Origin of the sequence: Quadrisphaera sp. DSM 44207, assembly GCF_900101335.1 — a bacterium.
Lineage (GTDB): Bacteria > Actinomycetota > Actinomycetes > Actinomycetales > Quadrisphaeraceae > DSM-44207.
This window is the reverse complement of sequence record NZ_FNKA01000001.1, coordinates 874,994-896,881: the sequence shown is the minus strand read 5'-3', so window position 1 is coordinate 896,881 and position 21,888 is coordinate 874,994. Positions and strand designations below refer to the sequence as shown.

21 protein-coding genes are annotated in these 21,888 nt (G+C 77.4%); 14 read left to right on the top strand and 7 right to left on the bottom strand.

Features of this window, described 5'->3' with window-relative positions; genetic code table 11:
- The first annotated feature begins 101 nt into the window (after positions 1–101).
- From BLS82_RS04230 to hemB, 5 genes are read left to right on the top strand one after another with little or no spacing between them, the layout of a single operon-like run.
- Complete coding sequence (locus BLS82_RS04230) at positions 102–851, top strand: redox-sensing transcriptional repressor Rex (RefSeq protein WP_255378089.1); 750 nt, start codon at positions 102–104, stop codon at positions 849–851.
- Positions 848–2,308, top strand: coding sequence for a glutamyl-tRNA reductase (locus tag BLS82_RS04225; RefSeq protein ID WP_092861808.1), 1,461 nt, complete (start codon positions 848–850; stop codon positions 2,306–2,308). Before BLS82_RS04230 ends, BLS82_RS04225 begins: the two co-directional genes overlap by 4 nt.
- Positions 2,305–3,339 (top strand): hydroxymethylbilane synthase, encoded by a 1,035-nt coding sequence (gene hemC / locus BLS82_RS04220; protein WP_218123525.1) that lies wholly within the window; start codon positions 2,305–2,307, stop codon positions 3,337–3,339. Before BLS82_RS04225 ends, hemC begins: the two co-directional genes overlap by 4 nt.
- Complete coding sequence (locus BLS82_RS15995; RefSeq protein WP_092861806.1) at positions 3,336–4,985, top strand: bifunctional uroporphyrinogen-III C-methyltransferase/uroporphyrinogen-III synthase; 1,650 nt, start codon at positions 3,336–3,338, stop codon at positions 4,983–4,985. Before hemC ends, BLS82_RS15995 begins: the two co-directional genes overlap by 4 nt.
- Positions 4,986–4,995: 10 nt before the next feature.
- Positions 4,996–5,976 (top strand): porphobilinogen synthase, encoded by a 981-nt coding sequence (gene hemB / locus BLS82_RS04210; RefSeq protein WP_218123523.1) that lies wholly within the window; start codon positions 4,996–4,998, stop codon positions 5,974–5,976.
- Between the two features lie 132 nt (positions 5,977–6,108).
- Here hemB and BLS82_RS04205 read toward each other — a convergent pair whose 3' ends face one another.
- The 3 genes from BLS82_RS04205 to BLS82_RS04195 form a co-directional block, all read right to left on the bottom strand.
- On the bottom strand, positions 6,109–6,987 hold the full coding sequence (locus tag BLS82_RS04205; RefSeq protein WP_092861802.1) for an endonuclease domain-containing protein: 879 nt from the start codon (positions 6,985–6,987) through the stop codon (positions 6,109–6,111).
- Between the two features lie 93 nt (positions 6,988–7,080).
- Entirely contained in the window at positions 7,081–7,602 is a 522-nt protein-coding gene (locus BLS82_RS04200; protein WP_092861800.1) for a TetR-like C-terminal domain-containing protein, read from the bottom strand.
- Between the two features lie 65 nt (positions 7,603–7,667).
- Positions 7,668–8,222, bottom strand: coding sequence for a YceI family protein (locus BLS82_RS04195; protein ID WP_092861798.1), 555 nt, complete (start codon positions 8,220–8,222; stop codon positions 7,668–7,670).
- Positions 8,223–8,310: 88 nt separating this feature from the next.
- Here BLS82_RS04195 and BLS82_RS04190 point away from each other — a divergent pair, with 88 nt between their 5' ends.
- From BLS82_RS04190 to ccsB, 7 genes are all read left to right on the top strand, one after another.
- A complete protein-coding gene (locus BLS82_RS04190; protein ID WP_092861796.1) occupies positions 8,311–8,772 on the top strand; it encodes a MarR family winged helix-turn-helix transcriptional regulator in 462 nt (153 codons plus the stop codon).
- A 23-nt stretch (positions 8,773–8,795) separates the two neighbouring features.
- Entirely contained in the window at positions 8,796–10,139 is a 1,344-nt protein-coding gene (gene hemL, locus BLS82_RS04185) for a glutamate-1-semialdehyde 2,1-aminomutase (RefSeq protein WP_092861794.1), read from the top strand.
- Positions 10,140–10,272: 133 nt separating this feature from the next.
- Positions 10,273–10,917, top strand: coding sequence for a histidine phosphatase family protein (locus tag BLS82_RS04180; protein WP_092861792.1), 645 nt, complete (start codon positions 10,273–10,275; stop codon positions 10,915–10,917).
- Positions 10,917–11,597, top strand: coding sequence for a TlpA family protein disulfide reductase (locus tag BLS82_RS04175; RefSeq protein WP_092861790.1), 681 nt, complete (start codon positions 10,917–10,919; stop codon positions 11,595–11,597). Before BLS82_RS04180 ends, BLS82_RS04175 begins: the two co-directional genes overlap by 1 nt.
- Before the next feature lie 2 nt (positions 11,598–11,599).
- Positions 11,600–12,343, top strand: coding sequence for a cytochrome c biogenesis CcdA family protein (locus BLS82_RS04170; RefSeq protein ID WP_092861788.1), 744 nt, complete (start codon positions 11,600–11,602; stop codon positions 12,341–12,343).
- Positions 12,340–14,025: a cytochrome c biogenesis protein ResB gene (locus tag BLS82_RS04165; protein WP_092861786.1), complete on the top strand. Its 1,686-nt coding sequence runs from the start codon at positions 12,340–12,342 to the stop codon at positions 14,023–14,025. Before BLS82_RS04170 ends, BLS82_RS04165 begins: the two co-directional genes overlap by 4 nt.
- The gene (ccsB, locus tag BLS82_RS04160) at positions 14,022–15,014 is read left to right on the top strand and encodes a c-type cytochrome biogenesis protein CcsB (protein WP_218123520.1); all 993 of its coding nucleotides are present in this window, start codon (positions 14,022–14,024) and stop codon (positions 15,012–15,014) included. Before BLS82_RS04165 ends, ccsB begins: the two co-directional genes overlap by 4 nt.
- 43 nt (positions 15,015–15,057) lie before the next feature.
- Here the strand turns inward: ccsB and BLS82_RS04155 are convergent, their stop codons facing one another.
- Complete coding sequence (locus BLS82_RS04155) at positions 15,058–15,363, bottom strand: PLD nuclease N-terminal domain-containing protein (protein ID WP_092861784.1); 306 nt, start codon at positions 15,361–15,363, stop codon at positions 15,058–15,060.
- A gap of 66 nt (positions 15,364–15,429) precedes the next feature.
- On the opposite strand from BLS82_RS04155, the gene BLS82_RS04150 reads away from it, so the two are divergent.
- Entirely contained in the window at positions 15,430–15,708 is a 279-nt protein-coding gene (locus BLS82_RS04150) for a DUF4229 domain-containing protein (protein ID WP_218123519.1), read from the top strand.
- Between the two features lie 58 nt (positions 15,709–15,766).
- Here the strand turns inward: BLS82_RS04150 and BLS82_RS04145 are convergent, their stop codons facing one another.
- Genes BLS82_RS04145 through BLS82_RS04135 form a run of 3 tightly spaced genes read right to left on the bottom strand, consistent with a single transcriptional unit; the run spans position 15,767 to position 18,723 of the window.
- Positions 15,767–16,648 (bottom strand): 1,4-dihydroxy-2-naphthoate polyprenyltransferase, encoded by an 882-nt coding sequence (locus tag BLS82_RS04145; RefSeq protein ID WP_092861782.1) that lies wholly within the window; start codon positions 16,646–16,648, stop codon positions 15,767–15,769.
- Between the two features lie 10 nt (positions 16,649–16,658).
- Positions 16,659–17,876 carry an o-succinylbenzoate--CoA ligase gene (menE, locus tag BLS82_RS04140; protein ID WP_092861780.1) on the bottom strand — a complete coding sequence of 406 codons (1,218 nt, stop codon included), beginning with the start codon at positions 17,874–17,876 and terminating at the stop codon, positions 16,659–16,661.
- Between the two features lie 43 nt (positions 17,877–17,919).
- Positions 17,920–18,723, bottom strand: coding sequence for an aminoglycoside 3'-phosphotransferase (locus BLS82_RS04135; RefSeq protein ID WP_218123518.1), 804 nt, complete (start codon positions 18,721–18,723; stop codon positions 17,920–17,922).
- 341 nt (positions 18,724–19,064) lie between these two features.
- Here BLS82_RS04135 and BLS82_RS16575 point away from each other — a divergent pair, with 341 nt between their 5' ends.
- Positions 19,065–21,851 (top strand): alpha-amylase family glycosyl hydrolase, encoded by a 2,787-nt coding sequence (locus tag BLS82_RS16575; protein ID WP_092861776.1) that lies wholly within the window; start codon positions 19,065–19,067, stop codon positions 21,849–21,851.
- Positions 21,852–21,888 lie beyond the last annotated feature (37 nt).

Sequence of the window (21,888 nt, the reverse complement as noted above, 5' to 3'; positions counted from 1 at the left end):
CGGGCCCGCAGGGCCCCGGCGCACTTTGTGCCGCCGTTCACAAGTGCCTACCCTTGTCGGGCCGCACCACCCGAATCCTGTCCCAGGAGCCCGGCCACCCCGTGAGCACCCCGCCTCCGCCCCTGTCCGCGCGTCCGCTGCGCGAGGCCGACCGGGGCATCCCCGACGCCACCGTGGCGCGGCTGCCGGTGTACCTGCGCGGGCTGACGGTGCTGCTCGAGCGGGGCGTGACGACGACGTCCAGCGAGGACCTGGCCCTGGAGACGGGCGTGAACTCCGCGACCCTGCGCAAGGACCTCTCGCACCTGGGCTCCTACGGCACGCGCGGCGTCGGCTACGAGGTCGAGCACCTCGTGCACCAGATCGGCCGGCGCCTCGGGCTGAGCCAGCAGTGGCGGGTGGCGATCGTCGGGATCGGCAGCCTGGGCCACGCCCTGGCCGGCTACAGCGGCTTCGCCGCGCGCGGCACGAGCGTCGTGGCGCTGCTGGACGCCGACCCGGCCGTGGTCGGCTCCCGCGTCGGCGGCCTCGTGGTGCGCCCCGTCGACGAGCTGGAGCGGGTCGTGGGCGAGCTCGGCGTGCGCATCGGCGTCCTGGCCGTGCCCGCCGGCCCGGCGCAGGGCCTGTGCGAGCGCATGGTCTCCGCCGGCGTCACGAGCGTGCTCAGCTTCGCGCCCACCGAGCTGCACGTGCCGGACGGCGTGGACGTGCGCCGCGTGGACCTGTCCACCGAGCTGCAGATCCTGGCCTTCCGCGAGCAGCGCCGCGCCGCAGCGGCCGCCGTGGCCGAGCGCGAGTCCGAGCGCGAGTCCCAGCGCGCGGCCCGCTTCGTGATCGGGGGCGCCCGGTGAGCCTGCTGGTCGTGGGCATGTCCCACCGCACCTCCCCGATCTCCGTGCTCGAGCGCGCCGCGCTCGACGGCACGGGCGCGCGGCAGCTGGCCGCCGCCGCGTGCTCGAGCGGCTCGGCCGCCGAGGCCGTCGTGCTCGCCACGTGCAACCGGCTCGAGGTCTACGCCGAGGTCGACGCCTTCCACGCCGGCGTGCGCGACCTGGCGGCGGCGATCTCGGGGAGCACCGGCCTGCCGGTCGAGGAGCTGGGCGAGCACCTGTACTTCCACCACGGCGAGCGCGCCGTGGACCACCTGTTCACCGTCGCCGGCGGCCTGGACTCCATGGCCGTCGGCGAGTCGCAGGTCCTCGGCCAGGTGCGCGCCGCCCTGCGCCGCGGGCAGGAGGACGGCACGGTCGGGCGCACCCTGGACCACCTGCTGCAGCAGGCGCTGCGCGTGGGCAAGCGCGTGCAGACCGAGACGGGCCTGGACCGCGCCGGCCACTCCCTCGTCGAGGCCGCCCTGGACGGCGCCGAGGCCGTCGTCGGCGACCTCGCCGCGGCCCGCGCGCTCGTCGTCGGCGCCGGCTCGATGAGCGCGCTCGCCGCGACCACCCTGCACCGGCGCGGCGTCGCGCGCGTGACGGTCGCCAACCGCACGCCCGCCCGCGCCCGGCGCCTGGCCGAGGCCGTCGGCGGCGACGCGGTGCCCCTGACGGACGAGGCGGCCCTGCGCGCCGCGCTGGCCGCAGCCGACGTCGTCGTCTCGTGCACCGGCGCCGTCGGGCACGTGCTCGACGCCCGCGCGGTGGCCGCGGCCCGCGCCGAGCGCCCCGGGCGCGGCGGGGCAGGCCCGGCGCCGCAGCTGGTGGTCGACCTCGCGCTGCCGCGCGACGTCGACCCGGCCGTCGCCGCCCTCGAGGGCGTCGTCGTGGTCGGCCTCGCCGAGCTGCGCGAGCGGCTCGCGCGCACCCCCTCCGCCCCCGGCGCCGGCCTCGGCGCCGGCCTCGCCCTGGCGCGGGCGATCGTGGAGGAGGAGGTGCTCGCCCACCAGGCCGAGCAGCGCGCCGCCGCGGTCGCCCCCACGGTCACGGCGCTGCGCTCCCTGGCCCGCGACGTCGTCGACGCCGAGGTCGGGCGCCTGCGCTCGCGCCTGGGCGCGGACGCCGACCCGCGCACCGTCGCCGAGGCCGAGCGCGCGGTGCACCGGGTCGTCGACAAGCTCCTGCACACCCCCACCGTGCGCGTGAAGGCCCTGGCCGCGGACGGCGAGCACGGCGCCTCCTACGCGGCGGCCCTGCGCGAGCTGTTCGGCCTCGAGGGCGAGAGCTCCCTGGACAGCCGGGCCGGCGCCGTGGGCGCGCTGGCCTCCGCCGACGTCAGCTCCTCCGCGAGCGTGGCGCAGGTGCTGGCGGCCGTGCCGGCGCCGGTGCCCACCGCGCCGCCCGCCCCGCCCGCCGATGGCGGTGCCGCGTGAGCGCCGTCCAGACGCCGGCGCAGACGCCCGGGCAGGCGCCGGCGCAGCTGCCCGCGCTGCGCCTGGGCACCCGCCGCAGCGCCCTGGCCCGCACCCAGTCCGAGCACGTGGCCCGCGCGCTGCGCGAGCGCACCGGCCGCGCGGTGGAGCTGGTGGAGGTCACCACGCCCGGGGACGTCTCGCGCGCCTCGCTGTTGGTCATCGGCGGCACGGGCGTGTTCGTCTCGGCCCTGCGCGACGCGCTGCTGGAGGGCCGCGTGGACCTCGCCGTCCACTCGCTCAAGGACCTGCCCACCGGCCCCGCCGACGGCCTGGCGGTGGCCGCCGTGCCCGAGCGGGAGGACCCCCGCGACGTCCTCGTCGCCCGCGGCGGCGCCGGCCTGGCCGACCTGCCGCGCGGGGCCCGCGTCGGCACCGGCTCCCCGCGGCGGGCGGCGCAGCTGCGCGCGCACCGCCCGGACCTGCGCGTGGTGGACGTGCGCGGCAACGTCGACACGCGCCTGCGCATGGTCTCGGGCGGCGGGCTCGACGCCGTCGTCCTCGCCCGCGCCGGTCTGCTGCGCCTCGGGCGCGCCGACGAGGCGAGCGAGGTCCTCGAGCCCGACGTGCTGCTGCCGGCTCCCGGCCAGGGCGCGCTGGCCGTGGAGTGCCGCGCCGACGACGAGCAGGTCCTGGCCGCGTGCGCCCAGCTGGAGCACCCCGCCAGCCGCGCGGAGGTGACCGCCGAGCGCGCCCTGCTCGCCGCCCTGGAGGCCGGCTGCACCGCGCCGGTGGGGGCGCTGGCGCGCACCGGGCCCGACGGGTCGCTGCAGCTGCGCGCCCTCGTGGCCTCGCCCGACGGCGCCGCGCGGCTGGAGCGCTCCGGCCGCGCGAGCAGCCCCGCGCCGGCGGACGCCCGGCACCTCGGCCAGCGGCTGGCCGGCGACCTCCTCGCCGCGGGGGCGGCCGACCTGGCCGCCCTGCCGGCACCGACCCCCACCCACCAGGACGACGCGGTGGCCGCAGGGCCGCCGGAGAGGGTGCACCCGTGACCCCCCCGAGCTCCACCTCTTCCCCCTCGACCGCGGCCCCCGCCCGCACCGCCGGCGGCGCCGCCTTCGTCGGGGTGGGCCCCGGCGACCCCGGGCTGCTGACCCTGCGGGCCGCCGAGCTGATCGCCGCCGCCGACGTCGTCGTCCTCGACGGCGCCCGCCCCGGCGCCGCGCGCGCGGCCGCGCAGCGGCACGCCGGCCCCGACGCCGAGGTCGTCGAGACCACCGCCGCGGACGGCGGCGCGCCGCTGCCGCTGGCCGGGCGCGCCAAGCTCGTCACCGCTCCCGCGAAGGCGGGCCGGCGCGTGGTGCGCCTGTTCGAGGGCGACGCCGCGAGCACGCCGGCGCTGGCCGAGGAGCTGGCCGCCTGCCGCAGGGCCGGCGTCCGCTTCGAGGTCGTGCCCGGCGTGTCGGTGGCCACCGCCGTCCCGCTGTACGCCGGGGTGCCGACGACGACCTCGCGGGCCGCCGACGTCCACGCCGTGGACGCCGCGCTCGGCGAGGGACCCGTCGACGCCGTCTCCGGGGTGCCCGGCACCGTCGTGCTGACCGGCACCGCCGACGAGCTCGTCGGCGCGGCCAAGGCGCTCGTGGTGTCCGGGCGCTCCGGGGACCAGGACGTCGCCGTCACCTCCCGCGGCACCACGACCGCCCAGCGCACCGCGGTCGCCACGCTGGCGAGCCTGGCCGACGTCCTGGCCGCCGAGGGCGACGCCCTGCCCGAGCCCCTCGTCGCCGTCGTCGGCCCCGGCACCGCCAAGCGCGAGAAGCTGGCGTGGTTCGAGAACCGCCCGCTGTTCGGCTGGCGGGTGCTCGTGCCGCGCACGCAGCAGCAGTCCGGCACCGCCGTGGAGCTGCTCGCCGCGGCCGGCGCGGTCAGCGAGGTCGTGCCCACCATCGCCGTGGAGCCGCCGCGCACGCCGCACCAGATGGAGAAGGCCGTGCGCGGCCTCGTCACCGGCCGCTACGAGTGGGTCGGCTTCACGTCCGCCAACGCCGTCACCGCGGTGCGGGAGAAGTTCCGCGAGTACGGGCTCGACGCGCGGGCGTTCTCCGGGTTGAAGGTCGCCGCCGTGGGCGGGGTGACCGCCCAGGCCCTGCGCGACTGGGGCATCGAGCCCGACCTCGTGCCCTCCGGGGAGCAGTCGGCCTCCGGCCTGCTCGCCGAGTGGCCGCCGTACGACGAGGTGCTCGACCCGATCGACCGGGTCTTCCTGCCGCGCGCGGACATCGCCACGGAGAGCCTCGTGGAGGGCCTGCAGGCGATCGGCTGGGAGGTCGATGACGTCACGGCCTACCGCACCGTGCGCGCGGCCCCGCCGCCCGCGCCGGTGCGCGACGCGATCAAGGCCGGCGCCTTCGACGCGGTGCTGTTCACCTCCTCCTCGACGGTGCGCAACCTCGTCGGCATCGCCGGCAAGCCGCACCCGGCGACCGTGGTCGCCTGCATCGGCCCGGCCACGTGCGCGACCGCGGAGGAGCTGGGGCTGCGCGTCGACGTGCGGGCGGAGGAGCCGAGCATCGCCGCGCTCGTCGACGCCCTCGCCGCGCACGGCGCGCAGCTGCGCGCCGCCGCGGAGGAGGCGGGGGAGCCGGTGCTGCGGCCCAGCGAGCGCCGCACGGGCGCGCGCCGGCGCTCGCGCTGAGCGGGGCGCCGTGGGCTTCCCGCTCGAGCGGCCGCGGCGCCTGCGGGCCACGCCGGCGCTGCGGTCGCTGACCGCCCAGACGCGCCTGGACCCGGCGCGCCTGGTGCTGCCGCTGTTCGTCAAGGAGGGGTTGCGCTCGCCCGCGCCGGTCGCCTCCATGCCGGGCGTCGTCCAGCACACCGTGCCCTCGCTCGTGGAGGCGGCCGAGGAGGCCGTCGCCGCCGGCGTCGGGGGGCTGATGCTCTTCGGCGTGCCCGCCGTGCGCGACGCGCGCGGCTCGGGCGCGGACGACCCCGAGGGCGTCCTCAACACCGGGCTGCGCGCGGTGGCGCAGGCGGTCGGGGACGCCGCGGTGGTCATGGCCGACCTGTGCCTGGACGAGTTCACCGACCACGGGCACTGCGGCGTCCTCGACGCCGCCGGGCGGGTCGACAACGACGCCACGCTGGAGCGGTACCGCTCCACGGCGCTCGCCCAGGCGGCGGCGGGCGCGTCGCTGCTGGGCCTGTCCGGGATGATGGACGGGCAGGTCGGCGCGGTGCGCGCGGTGCTGGACGCCGAGGGCCGCTCCGACGTCGTCCTCCTCGCCTACGCCGCCAAGTACGCCTCGGCGTTCTACGGGCCGTTCCGCGACGCGGTCGACTCGGCGCTGACGGGGGACCGGCGCTCGTACCAGATGGAGCCCGGCAACCGCCGCGAGGGCCTGCGCGAGGTGCGCCTGGACGTCGCGGAGGGCGCGGACGTCGTGATGGTCAAGCCCGCCCTGCCGTACCTGGACGTGCTCTCGGACGTCGCGGCGGCCGTCGACGTGCCCGTGTGGGCGTACCAGGTGTCGGGGGAGTACGCGATGGTCGAGGCCGCGGCGGCCAACGGGTGGATCGACCGGGAGCGGGCGGTGCTGGAGTCGCTGCTGTCGATCCAGCGAGCGGGCGCGAGCGCGACCCTGACGTACTGGGCGGCGGAGGTGGCCACCCTCCTGCGCCGCGGCTGAGGCCGCCCTCCGTCCGCTCGCCGCGCCGCTGTTGTGCGCACAACAGCGCGTCCCTGGGCCCCTTGACCGCAATTGGGCGCACAACAGCGCGTCCTGGGTCTCCTCGACCGCAACAGGGCGCACAACAGCGCGTCAGCGGACGGCGCGGGCGCGGGCGATGGCGGCGCGCACGGCTTCGACCACGGCCCGCGGGTCCTTGAGCATCGCTGCGGTGACGTGGACGACGGTCCACCCTGCGGCCTGCAGAGCGTTCGACCGCCTCCGGTCGCGCTCGAGCTGCTCGCGCAGGGCGTGCCAGGCGCCGTCGTACTCGACGGCGACCTGTAGCTCTGGAACGGCCAGGTCCACGCGCGCGACGAACCTGCCGCCGTGGACGACGTCGTGCTGGACCGCGACCCGGATCCCCGCCTGGGCGAGGATCACCCTCACCCGTGACTCGGGCACGGAGGCGGCCCTCGGGTCGACGAGCGAGCAGGCGAGGCGCACTCCTCGCACGTCCGCCTCGTACCGCTCCGCGAGCCACGCGGACAGAGGCGCGACGTCCACGAGACCGGCCCTGACGACCGCGTCCAGGTAGGCCGTCGCCGTCGGGGTGTCACGACGGGCCGCGAGGTCGAAGGCCATCCGGAGGGGGTGCGCTACGGCCACCCCTCGCCAGCTGCCGTCACCCAGGGGACCGGCGACGGCCCGGCGGACCGCGATGCCGCCGGAGCGGAACACCTCGGCGTGGGGCAGGACCATCTCCACGGGGTCCGTCGGGCGGGCGAGCTCGACGCCGAGCACCGTGGCGAGGGAGCGTCCGGTCAGCCGAGCCGTCCCTGGAGCCACGAGCCCCGCGGCGCGGCACGCGAGCGGGTGCGTCAGCTCCACCCACGCCGGTCGGTACACGCCGCGCAGCACCCGTCGCACGTGCGGCCCTCGCAGCTGCGACGCCGTCAGCAGGCCGGCCGCGACGGCGTCCGCGCCTCTGAAGACCTCGGGGAGCGCCTCCGGCGTCCGTCGTCTCGCCATGGTCTGCAGCGTCGCGCCCGGACGCGCGTCCGTGGGCGACCGTGCCTCGGCCTGTGGACAGCAGGGGTGGCGCCGGAGCGGGCGGGCAGGTCCTCAGCGCCGCGGGGCACCGCTGTCGTGCACCCTCCTGCGGTCGAGCACCGCGTAGGAGCGCAGGAGGGCGCACAACAGCGGTCCGGGGGCAGGGGCGAAGGGGGCGTCCGCCGAGTCGACGGTGCGGGCCAGCTGCCCGAACAGCTCGCAGGAGACCAGGCCGTGCAGCGCCGTCCACACCCGCACCGCCCGCACCAGCACCTCGGGGCCGACCGCCTCTCCCAGGTGCTCCGCCACCTGCGCCACCTGCGCGGCCTGCTCGGCCAGGGCCGGCGCGAGGGGCCGGGACGGCGCGGCCTCCGGTCCTCGGCCGCCGCCGGGCGAGCCGTGCAGCAGCGCGTACTGGTGCGGGTGCTCGTGCGCCCACGCGCGCAGCGCCCGGCACGCGGCGACGAAGCGCGCGCGCACCGTGCGCCCCCGGGCCGGTGCTGCGCCCTCCTCGACCGCGGCGCCCACGCCGTCGTAGGCCTCGACGACGAGGGCGGTGAGCAGCTCGTCGCGCGTGCTCGCCGCGGTGCGCACCGCCCGGAACGCGCGAGGGCGCGGTGCCGCCGCCGCGGCACCGCGCCCTCGCGACGCGGGAGGTCTCAGGCCTGCTTGATGGCCGAGATGTCCAGGGAGACCTTGACCTTCTCGCTGACCAGCACGCCGCCGGTCTCCAGCGCGGCGTTCCACACCAGGCCGAAGTCCTTGCGGTTGATCTCCGTCTCGGCGGAGAAGCCGGCGCGGGCGTTGCCGAACGGGTCGGTCGCGACGCCGGTCGCCTCGACGTCCAGCTGCACCTGCTGCGTGACGCCGTGCAGGGTCAGGTCGCCGGTGACGACGAACCCGTCGCCGCCGAGCTCGACGCGCGTGGAGCGGAACTCCAGGGTCGGGAACTGCTCGGCGTCGAAGAAGTCGGCGCCGCGCAGGTGGGCGTCGCGGTCGGCGTTGCGGGTGTCGATGGAGGCGATCTGCACGGTCGCGCGCACCGAGATGAGGTTGGCGTCCTCGTCCAGGACGACGGTGCCCTCGACGTCCGAGAAGCTGCCGCGCACCTTGGTCACCATGGCGTGGCGGGCGGTGAAGCCGACCTCGCTGTGCGAGGGGTCGACGGCGTAGGTGCCGGCGGTCAGGCCCGCGGGCAGGGTCGTGGTGCTCATGCGTCCTCCAGGGTGGGGCGGGGTGATCGCCGACCATGGTGCCCCACAGCGATTCAAGTTTCAACTACCTTCCGGGTAGACTGGCGGCGTGTCGCAGACCCGGTGGCTGAGCGAGGCCGAGCAGCGCGTCTGGCGCGACTACCTCGAGGCGACGCAGCTGCTGTGGGAGCGGCTGGGCCGCGAGCTCGACGAGTCCGACCACGGCCTGGCCCTGACCGAGTACGAGGTGCTCGTGCGCCTCTCCGAGGCCTCGGACTGGGCGCTGCGCATGTCCGAGCTCGCGGAGCACCTCGTGCACTCGCGCAGCCGGCTCACGCACAGCATCAGCCGCATGGAGGCCCGCGGCCTGGTGCGCCGCCAGGCGTGCCCGGACGACCGCCGCGGTGTGCTGGCCGTGATGACGGACGCCGGGTACGCGGCGCTGGAGGCCGCGGCGCCCCTGCACGTGCGCGGCGTGCGCGAGCACCTGTTCGACCCCCTGGAGCCCGCGGAGGTCGCCGCCCTCGGCCGCGCCCTGGCCAAGGTGGCCCACCACCTGCGCGAGGGCTGAGCGGCGCAGCGGAGGATGGGGGGGTGACCCACCCGTACGAGGCCCCCGCCTCCCAGGCCCTGTTCGAGCGCGCCCAGGCGGTGCTCCCCGGCGGCGTCAACTCACCCGTGCGGGCCTTCCGCGCCGTCGGCGGCACGCCCCGCTTCACCGCCCGCGCGCAGGGCCCCTACCTGCAGGACGCCGACGGGCGCCGCTACGTCGACCTCATCTGCTCGTGGGGCCCGATGATCCTCGGGCACACCCACCCCGACGTCCTCGCCGCCGTCACGGACGCCGCCTCGCGCGGCTTCTCCTACGGCACCCCCAGCGAGGGCGAGGTCGCCCTCGCCGAGGAGATCGTCGCTCGCGTGGAGCCGGTGCAGGAGGTGCGCCTGGTCAACTCCGGCACCGAGGCGACCATGAGCGCGATCCGGCTGGCGCGCGGCTCCACCCGCCGCTCCGTCGTCGTGAAGTTCGCCGGCTGCTACCACGGGCACGTCGACGCCCTGCTCGCCTCGGCCGGCTCCGGCCTGGCCACCTTCGCGCTGCCCGACACCCCCGGGGTGACGGGCGCGAGCGCCGCGGACACCCTCGTGCTGCCCTACAACGACCCGCAGGCGCTGCGCGCGGCCTTCGCCGAGCACGGCGAGCGCATCGCGTGCGTGATCACCGAGGCGGCCGCGGGCAACATGGGCGTCGTCCCGCCGGCGCCCGGCTTCACGCAGGAGCTGCTGCGCACCACCCGCGAGCACGGCGCGCTGCTGATCTCCGACGAGGTGATGACCGGCTTCCGCCTCTCGCGCAGCGGCTGGTACGGCCTCGAGGGCCCGTACGAGGTGGACGGCGAGCCCGCCGCCCCGGACCTGTTCACCTTCGGCAAGGTCATGGGCGGCGGCTTCCCCGCCGCGGCGTTCGGCGGCCGCGCCGACGTCATGGCCTCCCTCGCACCGGCGGGCCCCGTCTACCAGGCCGGCACGCTGTCCGGGAACCCCGTCGCCACCGCCGCCGGCCTGGCCACGCTGCGCGGCTGCACCCCCGAGGTCTACGAGCGGGTGGACGCCGTCGCCGCCACGGTCCGGGACGCCGCCTCCGCGGCCCTCGCCGAGGCGGGCGTGCCGCACACCGTCGGCCGCGCGGGCAGCATGTTCAGCATCTTCTTCACGGACGGCCCGGTCACGGACTTCGACTCCGCGCGCCGCCAGGACACGGGCGCCTTCGCCGCGTTCTTCCACGAGATGCTCTCGCGCGGCGTGCACCTGCCGCCGAGCGCGTTCGAGTCCTGGTTCGTCTCCGCCGCGCACGACGACGAGGCCGTGGGAACCGTGCTCGACGCCCTGCCGCACGCCGCGCGCGCCGCCGCGGCCGCGCAGACCCCGCCCTCCTCGTGATCACGCACGTCCGGTCGGGTGGACCGACCGGGCGCGCACGATCACGAGGAGGGCGGGGGAGTGGGGGGCACGTCACACCCCCGCGGCCCCGCGGGCGGGCGGGGCGGTCGGTCGCGCGCGCGATACTGGGGGCATGCCGCTGACCGCCGTCCACCTGCTGCGCCACGGCGAGGTGCGCAACCCGGCCGGCGTCCTCTACGGCCGCCTGGCCGGCTACGGCCTGTCCGACCTCGGGGTGCAGATGGCGCAGCGGGTCGCGGACGTCCTGGTCGAGCGGGGCTGCGACGTCGCGGAGGTCATCGCCTCGCCGCTGCAGCGGGCGCAGGAGACCGCGCGCCCCGTCGCGGCGGCGTTCGGCCTGCCCGTCGGCTGCGACGAGCGGCTGATCGAGGCGGCCAACCACTTCGAGGGCCTCACCTTCGGCGTCGGGGACGGCGCCCTGCACCACCCGCGGCACTGGTGGGTGCTGCGCAACCCCTTCCGGCCCTCCTGGGGCGAGCCGTACGCCGTCCAGGCCGAGCGGGTGCTGGCCGCGGCCCGCGAGTCCGCGGCCCGCGCGGCCGGCCGCGAGTCGGTGCTCGTCGCCCACCAGCTGCCGATCTGGGTGGCGCGCCGGCGCGCCGAGGGCAGGCGGCTGTGGCACGACCCGCGCCGCCGCGAGTGCACCCTCGCCAGCCTCACCACCCTGCGCTTCGACGGCACCGCCCTCGTCGGGGTCGAGTACAGCGAGCCGGCGCGCGCCCTGCTGCCGGGCGCCGACCAGGTCGCGGGCGCCTGATGCCGCGCCCCGCCGCGTCCCGGACGCCGCGCCCCGCCCGCGCCGCGAGCCTCGCGCTCGCCGCTGCGCTGGTGCTGGCGGGGTGCTCCGGCGGCGGCCTCGGCCAGGAGGCGGGGGAGCAGGCGCGCGAGGGCGACTCGCGGTCCTACGTCGCCGGCGACGGGTCCGTGGCCACGGTGGCGGTCGAGGAGCGCGGGGAGCCCGTGGAGCTGGCGGGGGAGACCACCGACGGCAGCACGGTCGACGTGGCCGACTGGCGCGGCGACGTCGTCGTCCTCAACGTCTGGTACGCCGCGTGCCCGCCGTGCCGCAAGGAGGCGCCCGACCTCGCGGCGATCGCGCAGGAGACCGCCACCGACGGCGTGCGCTTCCTCGGCATCAACACCGAGGATGACGCGGCGACCGCCCAGGCCTTCGAGCGCACCTTCGCCACCCCCTACCCCAGCCTGCTCGACGCCGGGGACGGCTCGGCGCTGCTGGCGCTGCGCGGCACGGTGCCGCCGCAGGCGGTGCCCTCCACCGTCGTCCTCGACGCCCAGGGGCGCCCCGCCGCGCGGGTGCTCGGCATCGCGGACCCCTCGGTGCTGAGCGCCCTGGTCCAGGACGTGCGGGCGGAGAGCGGCCCGGCCGAGGACGACCAGGCCGCCGAGGGCGCCGCGGTGCCGGCGGAGGCCGGCTGAGCGTGGGCGGCTTCGCCGAGACGGCCCTGTCCGGCCCCGTGGTCCTCGCGGTCGCGGTGGCCGCGCTCGCGGGGCTCGTCAGCTTCGCCTCCCCGTGCGTGCTGCCGCTCGTGCCCGGCTACCTCGGTTACGTCACCGGCCTGACCGGCGTGGACCTGCAGCGCCAGCGCCGCAGCCGGGTCGTCGCCGGCGCCGTGCTGTTCGTCCTCGGCTTCTCGGCCGTCTTCGTCGCCGTCGGCGCGGCGTTCGGCGGCCTCGGGGGGCTGCTGCAGCGCCACGACGCGGAGCTGGCGCGCTGGCTCGGCGTGCTCGTCGTCGCGATGGGCCTGGTCTTCCTCGGCGTCGCCCCCGGCGGGCGCACCGAGCGGCGCGTGCGCTGGCGCCCCGCGGCGGGCCTGGCCGGCGCGCCCCTGCTCGGCGCGGTCTTCGGCCTGGGCTGGACGCCGTGCATGGGCCCGACGCTCTCGGCCGTGCTGGCGCTGGCCACGGACGCCGGCTCCGCCTGGCGCGGCGCGCTGCTGAGCCTGGCGTACTGCCTCGGCCTGGGCGCCCCGTTCGTCCTCGTCGCCCTCGGTCTGCGGCGCAGCGCCCGCGTGCTGGACGTCGTCCGGCGCCACCGGGTGGGCATCACCCGCGCCGGCGGGCTCGCCCTGGTGGCGCTGGGGCTCCTGCTGGTCACCGGCCTGTGGTCGGCGTGGACGAGCGACCTCGGCGTCCTCGTCAGCGGCTTCTGGGTGGCGGTGTGAGCCTCGACGAGCGCTCGGGCCGGCCCGGTGGCGCGGGCGGGTCCGCGCGGCTGCCGGAGGGCCACCGCGACGCGCCGGGCGACGGCGCCGAGGGCGCGCCCGTCGGCCTGGGCCCGCTCGGGTGGGCGCGGTGGACGTGGCGGCAGCTGACGAGCATGCGCACGGCGCTGTTCCTGCTGCTGCTGCTCGCGGTGGCCGCCGTGCCGGGCTCGCTGGTGCCGCAGCGCGACGCCGACCCGGTCGCCGCCGCCGAGCACCGGCGCGAGCACCCGGCCCTCGGCCCGTGGCTGGAGCGCCTCGGCGTCTACGACGTCTACTCCTCGCCCTGGTTCTCCGCGATCTACCTGCTGCTGTTCATCAGCCTCGTCGGGTGCGTGCTGCCGCGCACCCGACACCACGCGCGCGCCCTGCGCGCCGCGCCCCCGCGCACCCCCGCGCGCTTCGAGCGCCTGCCCGAGCACCGCCGCGCCGAGGTCGCCGCCGAGCCGGAGGCCGTGCTCGCCGCTGCCCGGTCGGTGCTGCGCGCGCGCCGCTACCGCCTCGCGGACCACCCCGGCTCGCTCGCCGCCCAGCGCGGGGAGCTGCGCGAGAGCGGCAACCTGCTCTTCCACCTCTCCCTCGTCGGCGTGCTCGTGGCCGTGGCCGCGGGGGGCCTGTACGGCTACCGCGGGCAGGCGGTCGTGCCCGAGGGCCGGGCGTTCGCCAACTCCCTGGCCGCCTACGACAGCTTCGACCCCGGCACCTGGTACGACCCGGACGACCTGCCGCCGTTCCGCTTCGTCCTCGACGGCCTGCGGGTGCGCTTCGAGGAGTCCGCCGGCGGCAACCAGTTCGGGGCGCCGCGCGACTTCAGCGCCACCGTGCGGATCACCGACGAGCCGGGTGCCGCGCCGCGCACCGAGCAGCTGCGCGTCAACGAGCCGCTGCGCGTCGGCGGGGCCTCGGTCTACCTCGCGGGCAACGGCTACGCGCCGCGGATCACCGTGCGCGACGCCACGGGCGAGGTCGCCTTCTCCGGGCAGGTGCCCTTCCTGCCGCAGGACGCGAACTACAGCTCCACGGGCGTGGTCAAGGTCGCCGACGCCGTTCCGGAGCAGATCGGCGTGCAGGCGCAGCTGCTGCCCACGGCCGTCTTCGACCCTGAGCGGGGGCCGGTCTCCACCTTCCCCGACGCCCGCAACCCCGTCCTCGTCCTCACCGCCTACGCCGGCGACCTCGGCGTGGACGCCGGGGTGGCGCAGAACGTCTACACGCTCGACACCTCCCGGATGACGCAGCTGAGCACCGCGGACGGCGCGCCGTTCAGCGCGGCGCTGGCGCCGGGGGAGGGCGTGCAGCTGCCCGACGGGCGCGGCAGCATCACCTTCGACGCCCTGGACCGCTACGCGGGCGTGACGATCCGCTCCGACCCGGCGCGCGGGGCGGCGCTGGTCTTCTCCCTCCTGGCGATCGCCGGGCTGACGGCCTCCCTGTTCGTCCCGCGCCGGCGGGTGTGGGTGCGCGCCGGCGCACCCGCACCCGGCGCGCAGGGCACGCTCCTGGAGGTGGGGGCGCTGGCGCGCAGCGAGGACCCGGGCCTGGCCGCCGAGGCGGACGCCGTCCTCGAGGCCGTCCTCGAGGGCGTCCGGCGGGCGGTCGACCAGCAGCAGGTGCACGACGACGCAGGCAGGAGCCGCACGTGACCGTCGACGAGACGCTGGCCCAGGTCAGCAACAACCTCGTGTACTCCGCGATGGCGGTCTACACCATCGCGCTCGGCGCGTACGCGATCGACCTCGCCGGCCTCGGCGAGGCCGTGCGCGCCCGCAACACCGCCCGGCGGGCGCCGTCCGCCGCCGTCCGCGAGGGGCGCGGCGCCGTCGCGGTGGCCGCCGCGCCGCCGTCCGCGGGTGAGCCGGTCCCGGCGCGGCGCAAGGCGGCGAACATCGCCGTGTCCCTGACCTGGCTGGCCCTGCTGCTGCACACCGGCGCCGTCGCGGCCCGCGGCGTCTCCGCCTCGCGGGCGCCGTGGGGCAACATGTACGAGTTCGCGCTCACCGGCTCCGCCGTCGTCACGGCCGTCTTCGCGGCGGTGCTGCTGCGCCGCGACCTGCGCTTCCTCGGCGCCTTCGTCGTCGGTCCGGTGCTGCTGACCCTCGGGCTCGCGGTCGCCGTCCTCTACACCGAGTCCGCCGAGCTGGTGCCGGCGCTGCAGAGCTACTGGCTCGTCATCCACGTCTCGGTGGCGTTCGTCTCCTCCGCGCTGTTCACCATCGCGTTCTCCTCCACGGTGCTGCAGCTGGTGCAGGAGCGCCGCGAGCGCCGCCGCGCCGCGGGCCGGCGCGTGGAGGGCGCGCGCTTCCTGGACGCGCTGCCCCCGGCGGAGCAGCTGGAGCGCACGAGCTACCGGCTGATCGCCGTCTCGTTCCCGCTGTGGACCTTCACGCTCGTCGCCGGCGCGATCTGGGCCGAGGTCGCCTGGGGCCGGTACTGGGGCTGGGACCCCAAGGAGGTGTGGACGTTCGTGATCTGGACCGTCTACGCCGCCTACCTGCACGCCCGCGCCACCGGCGGCTGGGGCGGCACCCGCGCGGCGTGGATCGCCCTCGCCGGCTACGCCTGCATCCTGGTCAACTTCGGGGTGGTCAACGTCCTCTTCCCCGGCAACCACTCCTACGCCGGCATCGGCTGAGCCCGCCGCCCGAGGGGCCACCCCGCAGGGGCCCGCGCGGGCCTCAGCCCTCCTGGCCCTCGCGGTCCTCGCGCCCCTGGCGGCGGCGCTCCTGCTCCAGGCGCCAGAGGAACTCCGGGTCGTCGTCCGGGGCGACGGGGCGCTGCGGTGGGCGGGAGCCGCCGGGGCCGCGACCGCGCCCGCGCCCGGCCAGCAGCCACGCGACCGCGCCGACCACCGGGAGCAGCACGATGACCGCCAGCCACAGCGCCTTGGGCAGCCCGCGCACCTGGTCGCCGGGACGGCGCAGGCAGTCGAGCAGGGCGTAGACCACCAGCACCAGGGCGAGCAGGGCCAGCAGTGGTCGCACGCCGTCATGCTAGGCGCCGCCCGCGGGCGCTCCACAGGCCCCGGCGAGCCGTCCTACCCTGGGGGCGTGGGTCCGTTCGTCCGCTACACCATGCTGCGCCTGCTGCTCCTGGCGGGCGTGATCGGCGTCCTCCTGCTGGCCGGGGTGCAGGGCCCCCTGCTGCTCCTGCTGGCCGTCCTGATCTCGGCCGGCCTGTCGTACGTGCTGCTGGCCGGGCCCCGCCAGGCCGTCGTCGCCCGCCTCGAGCAGCGCGCCGCGACCCGCCGCACCGCGGAGGACCCGGACGCCGCCGCGGAGGACGCCGAGGACGAGGCGCTGCGCCAGGGCCGCCCGCACCAGCGCTGACGCCGCGCGAGCGGGGTCAGCGCGGTGGGGCCAGCGCGGTGGGGCCAGGACGGCGGGGTCAGGACGGCGCGCCGGCGGCCAGGCCGGCGCCGAGCAGGAGCGCGTACGCCAGCTGCAGCGCCCCGGTGCGCCCGAGCACCGGCACGAGCGCGCGCCCACCGGCGCCCCCCAGCACCGCGCGCACCGGCCGCACCGCCAGCGGCGCGGCCAGCAGGGCCGCGAGCGCACCGGGCGCGAACGACGCCGTCGCGAGCGCCAGCAGGAAGGGCAGCCCCACGAGCATCGCGTACAGCCACCGCGTCGCCGGCGCCCCGAGGCGCACGGCGAGGGTGTGCTTGCCGGCCGCGGCGTCGGTCGGCACGTCGCGCAGGTTGTTCGCCACGAGGATCGCGCAGGCCAGCGCCCCGACCGCCACGGCGCCGACCACCGCCGGCCACGGCACCGCGCCCGCCTGCGTGTACGCCGTCCCCAGCGTGGCGACCAGGCCGAAGAAGACGAAGACGGAGACCTCGCCGAGCCCGGCGTACCCGTAGGGGCGCGGACCGCCGGTGTAGGTCCAGGCCGCGACCACGGCCAGGGCGCCGACGAGCAGCAGCCACCACGCCCCGGACGCCGCCACGAGCACGAGGCCGGCGACGGCCGCGACGGCGAGGGCGACCAGGGCGGCGCGGCGCACCTCCTCCGGGCGCGCCAGCCCGGAACCGGTCAGGCGCAGCGGCCCGACCCGCTCGGCGTCGGTGCCGCGCACGCCGTCGGAGTAGTCGTTGGCGTAGTTGACGCCCACCTGCAGCGCGAGCGCGACGACGCCCGCCAGCAGCGCCCGCGGCAGGGAGCCGGCACCGGCGCCGAACGCGGCGCCGGTGCCCACGAGCACGGGTGAGACGGCCGCGGGCAGGGTGCGCGGGCGCGCTCCCTCGACCCACTCCTCCGCCGACGCCACGGACTCGACGCTAACCGCCCGCCTCCAGCAGCCGGACGGCGAGGGCGGCGGCGGCCGCGCGGTCCGGCTTGCCGACGCCCCGCTCGGGCAGCGCGTCGACGACGAGCAGCTCCCGCGGCGCGGACGGCGCGCCGAGCCGCGCGGTGACGGCGGCGCGCACCGCGGCCAGGTCCGGCGGCCCTGGGGCGCCGCGCGCGGGCACGAGCAGGGCCACCACGCGCTGCCCCCACTCCGGGTCGGGCACGGCGACGGCGAGCGCCTGCGCGACGCCCGGCAGGCCGCCCAGCACCGCCTCGACCGCGGCCGGGGCGACCTTGGCGCCGCCGGTGACGAGGACGTCGTCCAGCCGCCCGAGCACCCGCAGGGCGCCGTCGGGGCCCACCCGCCCGAGGTCGCTCGTGGCGAACCACCGGCGGCCCTCGCGCCGCACGAACGCGCGGGCCGTTCCCGCCGGGTCCCCGCGGTACCCGCGGGCCAGCACCGGCCCGCCGAGCAGGACCCGCCCGTCCGGCTCCACCGCGACCGCGACGCCGTCCAGCGGGATGCCGTCGTAGACGCAGCCGCCGCTGGTCTCGGTGCCGCCGTAGGTCGTCACCACCCGCACCCCGGCGGCGCGGGCCCGCTCGAGCAGCGCCGGCGCGCTCGCCGCGCCGCCGAGGAGCACCGCGTCGAGCCCGGCCAGCGCCGCGGCGGCGCCGGGGTGCTCGAGCAGGCGCACCAGCTGCGTGGGCACCAGGGCGGTGCAGCGGCGCTCGCCGCTCATGCGGGCGATCGCCGCCGCGACGGCCCGCGGGTCGGAGCGCTCGCGCTCGCCGACCGCCACGGGCTCGGTGCCGGCCGCGGCGCTGCGCACGAGCACCTGCCAGCCGGCCACGTGCAGCAGCGGCAGCGCGAGCAGCCACTGGGCGTGCCCGCCCAGCCGCTGCGCCGACGCCCGGGCCGAGGCGAGCAGCGCCGCCGCGCCCAGCTCGACGAGCTTGGGAGCGCCCGTCGAGCCCGAGGTGGCCAGCAGCAGCGCGACCCCGCCATCGCCGTCCGCATCGCCGTCCGCGCCCGCGCCGGGGGGCGCCGCGCCGAGGGAGGCCGCGTCCAGGAGCGCGCGCCCGGGCGCGCCGTCCGGCACCGGCAGCAGCGCCGGCCCGGTGCCCGCCAGCGCGCGGCCCAGCGCCTCGAGGAGGAGGGGCGCGTCGTCCGGCGCGGGGGAGGGGAGGACCCGCACGCCGCGCACCGCCCGACGCTAGTGCACGCGGCGGCGGGGCCGGTCGGCGCGCTCAGGCGCCGGAGGTCAGGTCCCACAGCAGCCGGTAGTAGCGGGTGCGATCGGGGTCGGGCTCGACGCCGTACGCCTCGAGGAGGCGCTCCTCCCACCCGGGCCCGTGGGTCCACCGGCTGCTCCACGTGGCCACCGCCAGGTCGGCCCAGCGGTCCGCCGTCCCGAGCAGCCCGAGGTCGACGTGCCCGGTCCACCGGCCGTGCTCGTCCAGGAGCGTGTTCGGCACGGCCGCGTCGCCGTGGCAGACGACGAGGCGGTCGACGTCCGGGACGTCCGCGGCGAGCGCGAGCGCCGCCGGCACCGTCAGCGACCGGTGCTCGGCCTGCCACTGAGCGGGGTCGACGAGGCGGAGGCTGGAGCGCCGGCGCGCGTCGGCCATCCGGTCGGCCACGGACCACGAGAACGGGCACCCGGGCACCGGCAGCGCGTCGTGCAGGGCGCGCAGCGCCGCCCCGACGGCGGGCACGGCCACGGCGGGGTCGCCCGCCCAGCGCGGGTCGGCGGCGCTGCGGCCGGGCAGGCCGGCGGTCAGCAGCCAGGACCCGTGCGCGTCGGCGCCGGAGCCGAGCACCCGCGGCACCGGGGTCCACGCCACGGCCCACGCCAGGCGCACGGCCTCGCGGGCGAGGTCCACGGGACCGCCGGCCGGCGCCCACTTGGCGAAGCGGCGCCGCGGGCCGGTGCCGACCTGCCAGGTGCGGCCCCCCGCGTGGTGCAGCCACACCAGCCGCAGCGGCTGCCCGCCGGCCAGGGCGCGGACGGCGCCCGGCACCGGCGCGTCCTCGCCGTCCCGGGGGTGCACCCGCCCACCGTGCCACGACCGGACCGGGGAACCGGCGCGAGCGACCCCGCGCCCGCACGGCGCGCGGCGGCCCGGGCACCGGGGCCCTGGACCAGGCGAGCACGACGCGGACGCGAGGAGGAGGGACCGTGAGCGACGGCCCAGGGCGCGGACCCGGACGCCAGCATCGAGCCGAACGACCATGGGCTCGTCTGAGCCCGGCCTGACCGGCCGGGCTCAGACGAGCCAGCCCCTGGGGCCGAGACCGCGACCTCGAGACCGCGCTCTCGGGGTCGCGGTCTTGTGCTGAGCCGTGTGGTTACCTACGGTGAGCGCAAGTCGCTCACCGTCGAGGAGACTTCATGCGCAGAGCCGCGCCGCCCCCCGCCCGCCCGGCGGCCCGCCGCACGCTCGCGGGCCTGGCCACCACCGCCGTCGCCCTGGGGCTGGTGCAGACCGCCCCCGCCGCAGCCGACCACACCGGCGTCCCGTCGCGGGTGACCCTGATGGGCAGCCTGCAGTCCGAGCTCGGCTGCGCCGCCGACTGGGACGAGGCGTGCACCGCCACCGACCTGACCGCGCTCGCCGGGTCGCCGGGCGTCTTCGAGACGGTCGAGGACGTGCCGGCCGGCGCCTACGAGTACAAGGTGCGCCTGGACGGCTCGTGGGAGGAGAGCTACGGGCGCGGCCAGGAGAACGCCCCGCTCGTCCTCGAGGCCCCCGCCCGCCTGCGCTTCACGTACGACCACGCCGCCCACGCGGTCTCCGTCGCGCCCGCGCAGGGCCAGCCCGGCCTGCAGCCGGGCGACGCGGCGCTCGCCGGGGACTCGCTGCGCGAGGACCTCACGCGCGAGCGCTTCTACTTCGTCATGGCCGACCGGTTCGAGAACGGGGACCCCGCCAACGACACCGGCGGCTACGGGGACGACCGGCTGACCAGCGGGTACGACCCGACCCACAAGGGCTTCTACCACGGCGGTGACCTGAAGGGGATCATCGACCGCCTCGACTACATCGAGGGCCTGGGGACGACGGCGATCTGGCTGACGCCGTCCTTCAAGAACAAGCCGGTGCAGGGCGAGGGCGCGAACACCTCCGCGGGCTACCACGGCTACTGGATCACCGACTTCACCCAGATCGACCCGCACCTGGGCACGAACGAGGAGCTCGAGCAGCTCGTCGACCAGGCCCACGCCCGCGGCATCAAGGTCTTCTTCGACATCATCACCAACCACACCGCGGACGTGATCTCGTACGCGGAGGGCAGCTCGGACTACATCACCAGGCAGGCCGAGCCCTACCGCGACGCGGACGGGAACCCCTTCGACGACCGCGACTTCGCCGGCACCGAGGTCTTCCCCGCGCTGGACCCGCTGGTCTCCTTCCCGTACACGCCGGTCGTGGCGCCCGCGGAGGCGCAGGTGAAGGTCCCGGCCTGGCTGAACGACCCGACGCTGTACCACAACCGCGGGAACGCGCTGTTCAACGGCGGGGAGTCGGACCAGTACGGCGACTTCGTCGGCCTGGACGACCTGTTCACCGAGCACCCGCAGGTCGTCGACGGGATGACGGACGTCTACCGGGCCTGGGTCGACTTCGGCATCGACGGCTTCCGCATCGACACCGTCAAGCACGTGAACACCGAGTTCTGGCAGGAGTTCGCGCCCGCGATCCAGGAGCAGGCGGAGGCCGCCGGCAACGAGGACTTCTTCGCCTTCGGCGAGGTCTACGACGCCGACCCGGAGTTCCTCTCCCAGTACACCACCGAGGCGCAGCTGCAGGCGACGCTGGACTTCGGCTTCCAGGCGCGGGCGCAGGCCTTCGGCAACGGCGCGGCCACGCGGCAGCTGCAGGACTTCTACGCGCTCGACGACCACTACACCGACGCCGACTCCAACGCGTACTCGCTGCCGACCTTCCTCGGCAACCACGACATGGGCCGCATCGGCATGTTCCTGCGCGAGGGCGGCGCCGAGGGCGAGGAGCTGCTGCAGCGCGACCGGCTGGCGCACGCCCTGATGTACCTCACCCGCGGCCAGCCGGTCGTCTACTACGGCGACGAGCAGGGCTTCACCGGGGACGGCGGCGACCAGGACGCGCGCCAGGACGTGTTCCCCTCCCAGGTCGCGACCTACAACGACGACGACCTGATCGGCACCGACGCCACGACCGCGCAGTCGAACTTCGACCCCGAGCACCCGATGTACCGGTGGCTGGCGGAGCTGTCGGCCCTGCGCGAGGCGCACCCGACCCTCGCCGACGGCGCCCAGGTGCACCGGTACGCCAGCGACGGCGCCGGCGTGTACGCCTTCAGCCGCATCGACGACGCGGACGACCGCGAGTACCTCGTCGCCGTCAACAACGCGGAGCAGGCGCAGACGGTCACCTTCGACACGTTCAACGAGCGCCGGGTGTTCAAGGGGCTGTGGCCCGCGGGCACGGCTCGGGTGCGCTCGACCGCGACCGGCGAGGTCACCGTGACCGTGCCGCCGCTGTCCGCGGTGGTCTGGCGCGCGGCGGCCCCGCTGGCGAAGACCGAGGCGGCCCCCCAGCCGGTGTTCACCAGCGGCGGGACCGCGGGCGGGCGCGCCGAGGTCGGCGTGGACGTGCCCGGCGGCGGGTTCGACGAGGTCACCTTCGCCTACCGCCCCGCCGGCACCGAGGACTGGACGGTGCTCGGCACGGACGACAACGCCCCCTACCGGGTCTTCCACGACGTGCGCGACCTGCCGCAGGGCAGCGTGCTGGAGTACCGGGCCGTGCTGCAGACCCACTCCGGGGACCTCGCCGCGGCCGGCACCTCGGCCGTCGTCGGCCCCGAGCCCGCCGCGGCGCCCGAGCCCGCCGTCCAGCCCGGCGCCGTCTCGGTGCCCGGGAGCCTCGGCACCGAGATGGGCTGCGCCGCCGACTGGGACCCGCAGTGCCCGCAGGCGCAGATGACCCTCGACCCCGCCTCGGGGCTGTGGACCCTGACCACGGACCTGCCGGCGGGCTCCTACGAGTACAAGGTGGCGATCGACGGGGCGTGGGAGGAGAACTACGGCGCCGGCGGGGCGCGGAACGGGGCGAACATCGCGCTGCAGCACGGCGGCGGCCCGATCACCTTCGCCTACGACCACGCCACGCACCTGGTCACCACGAGCCCGTAGGACCCGTTCCCGCGCGCTCGCGCACCGGCCCGCTGGC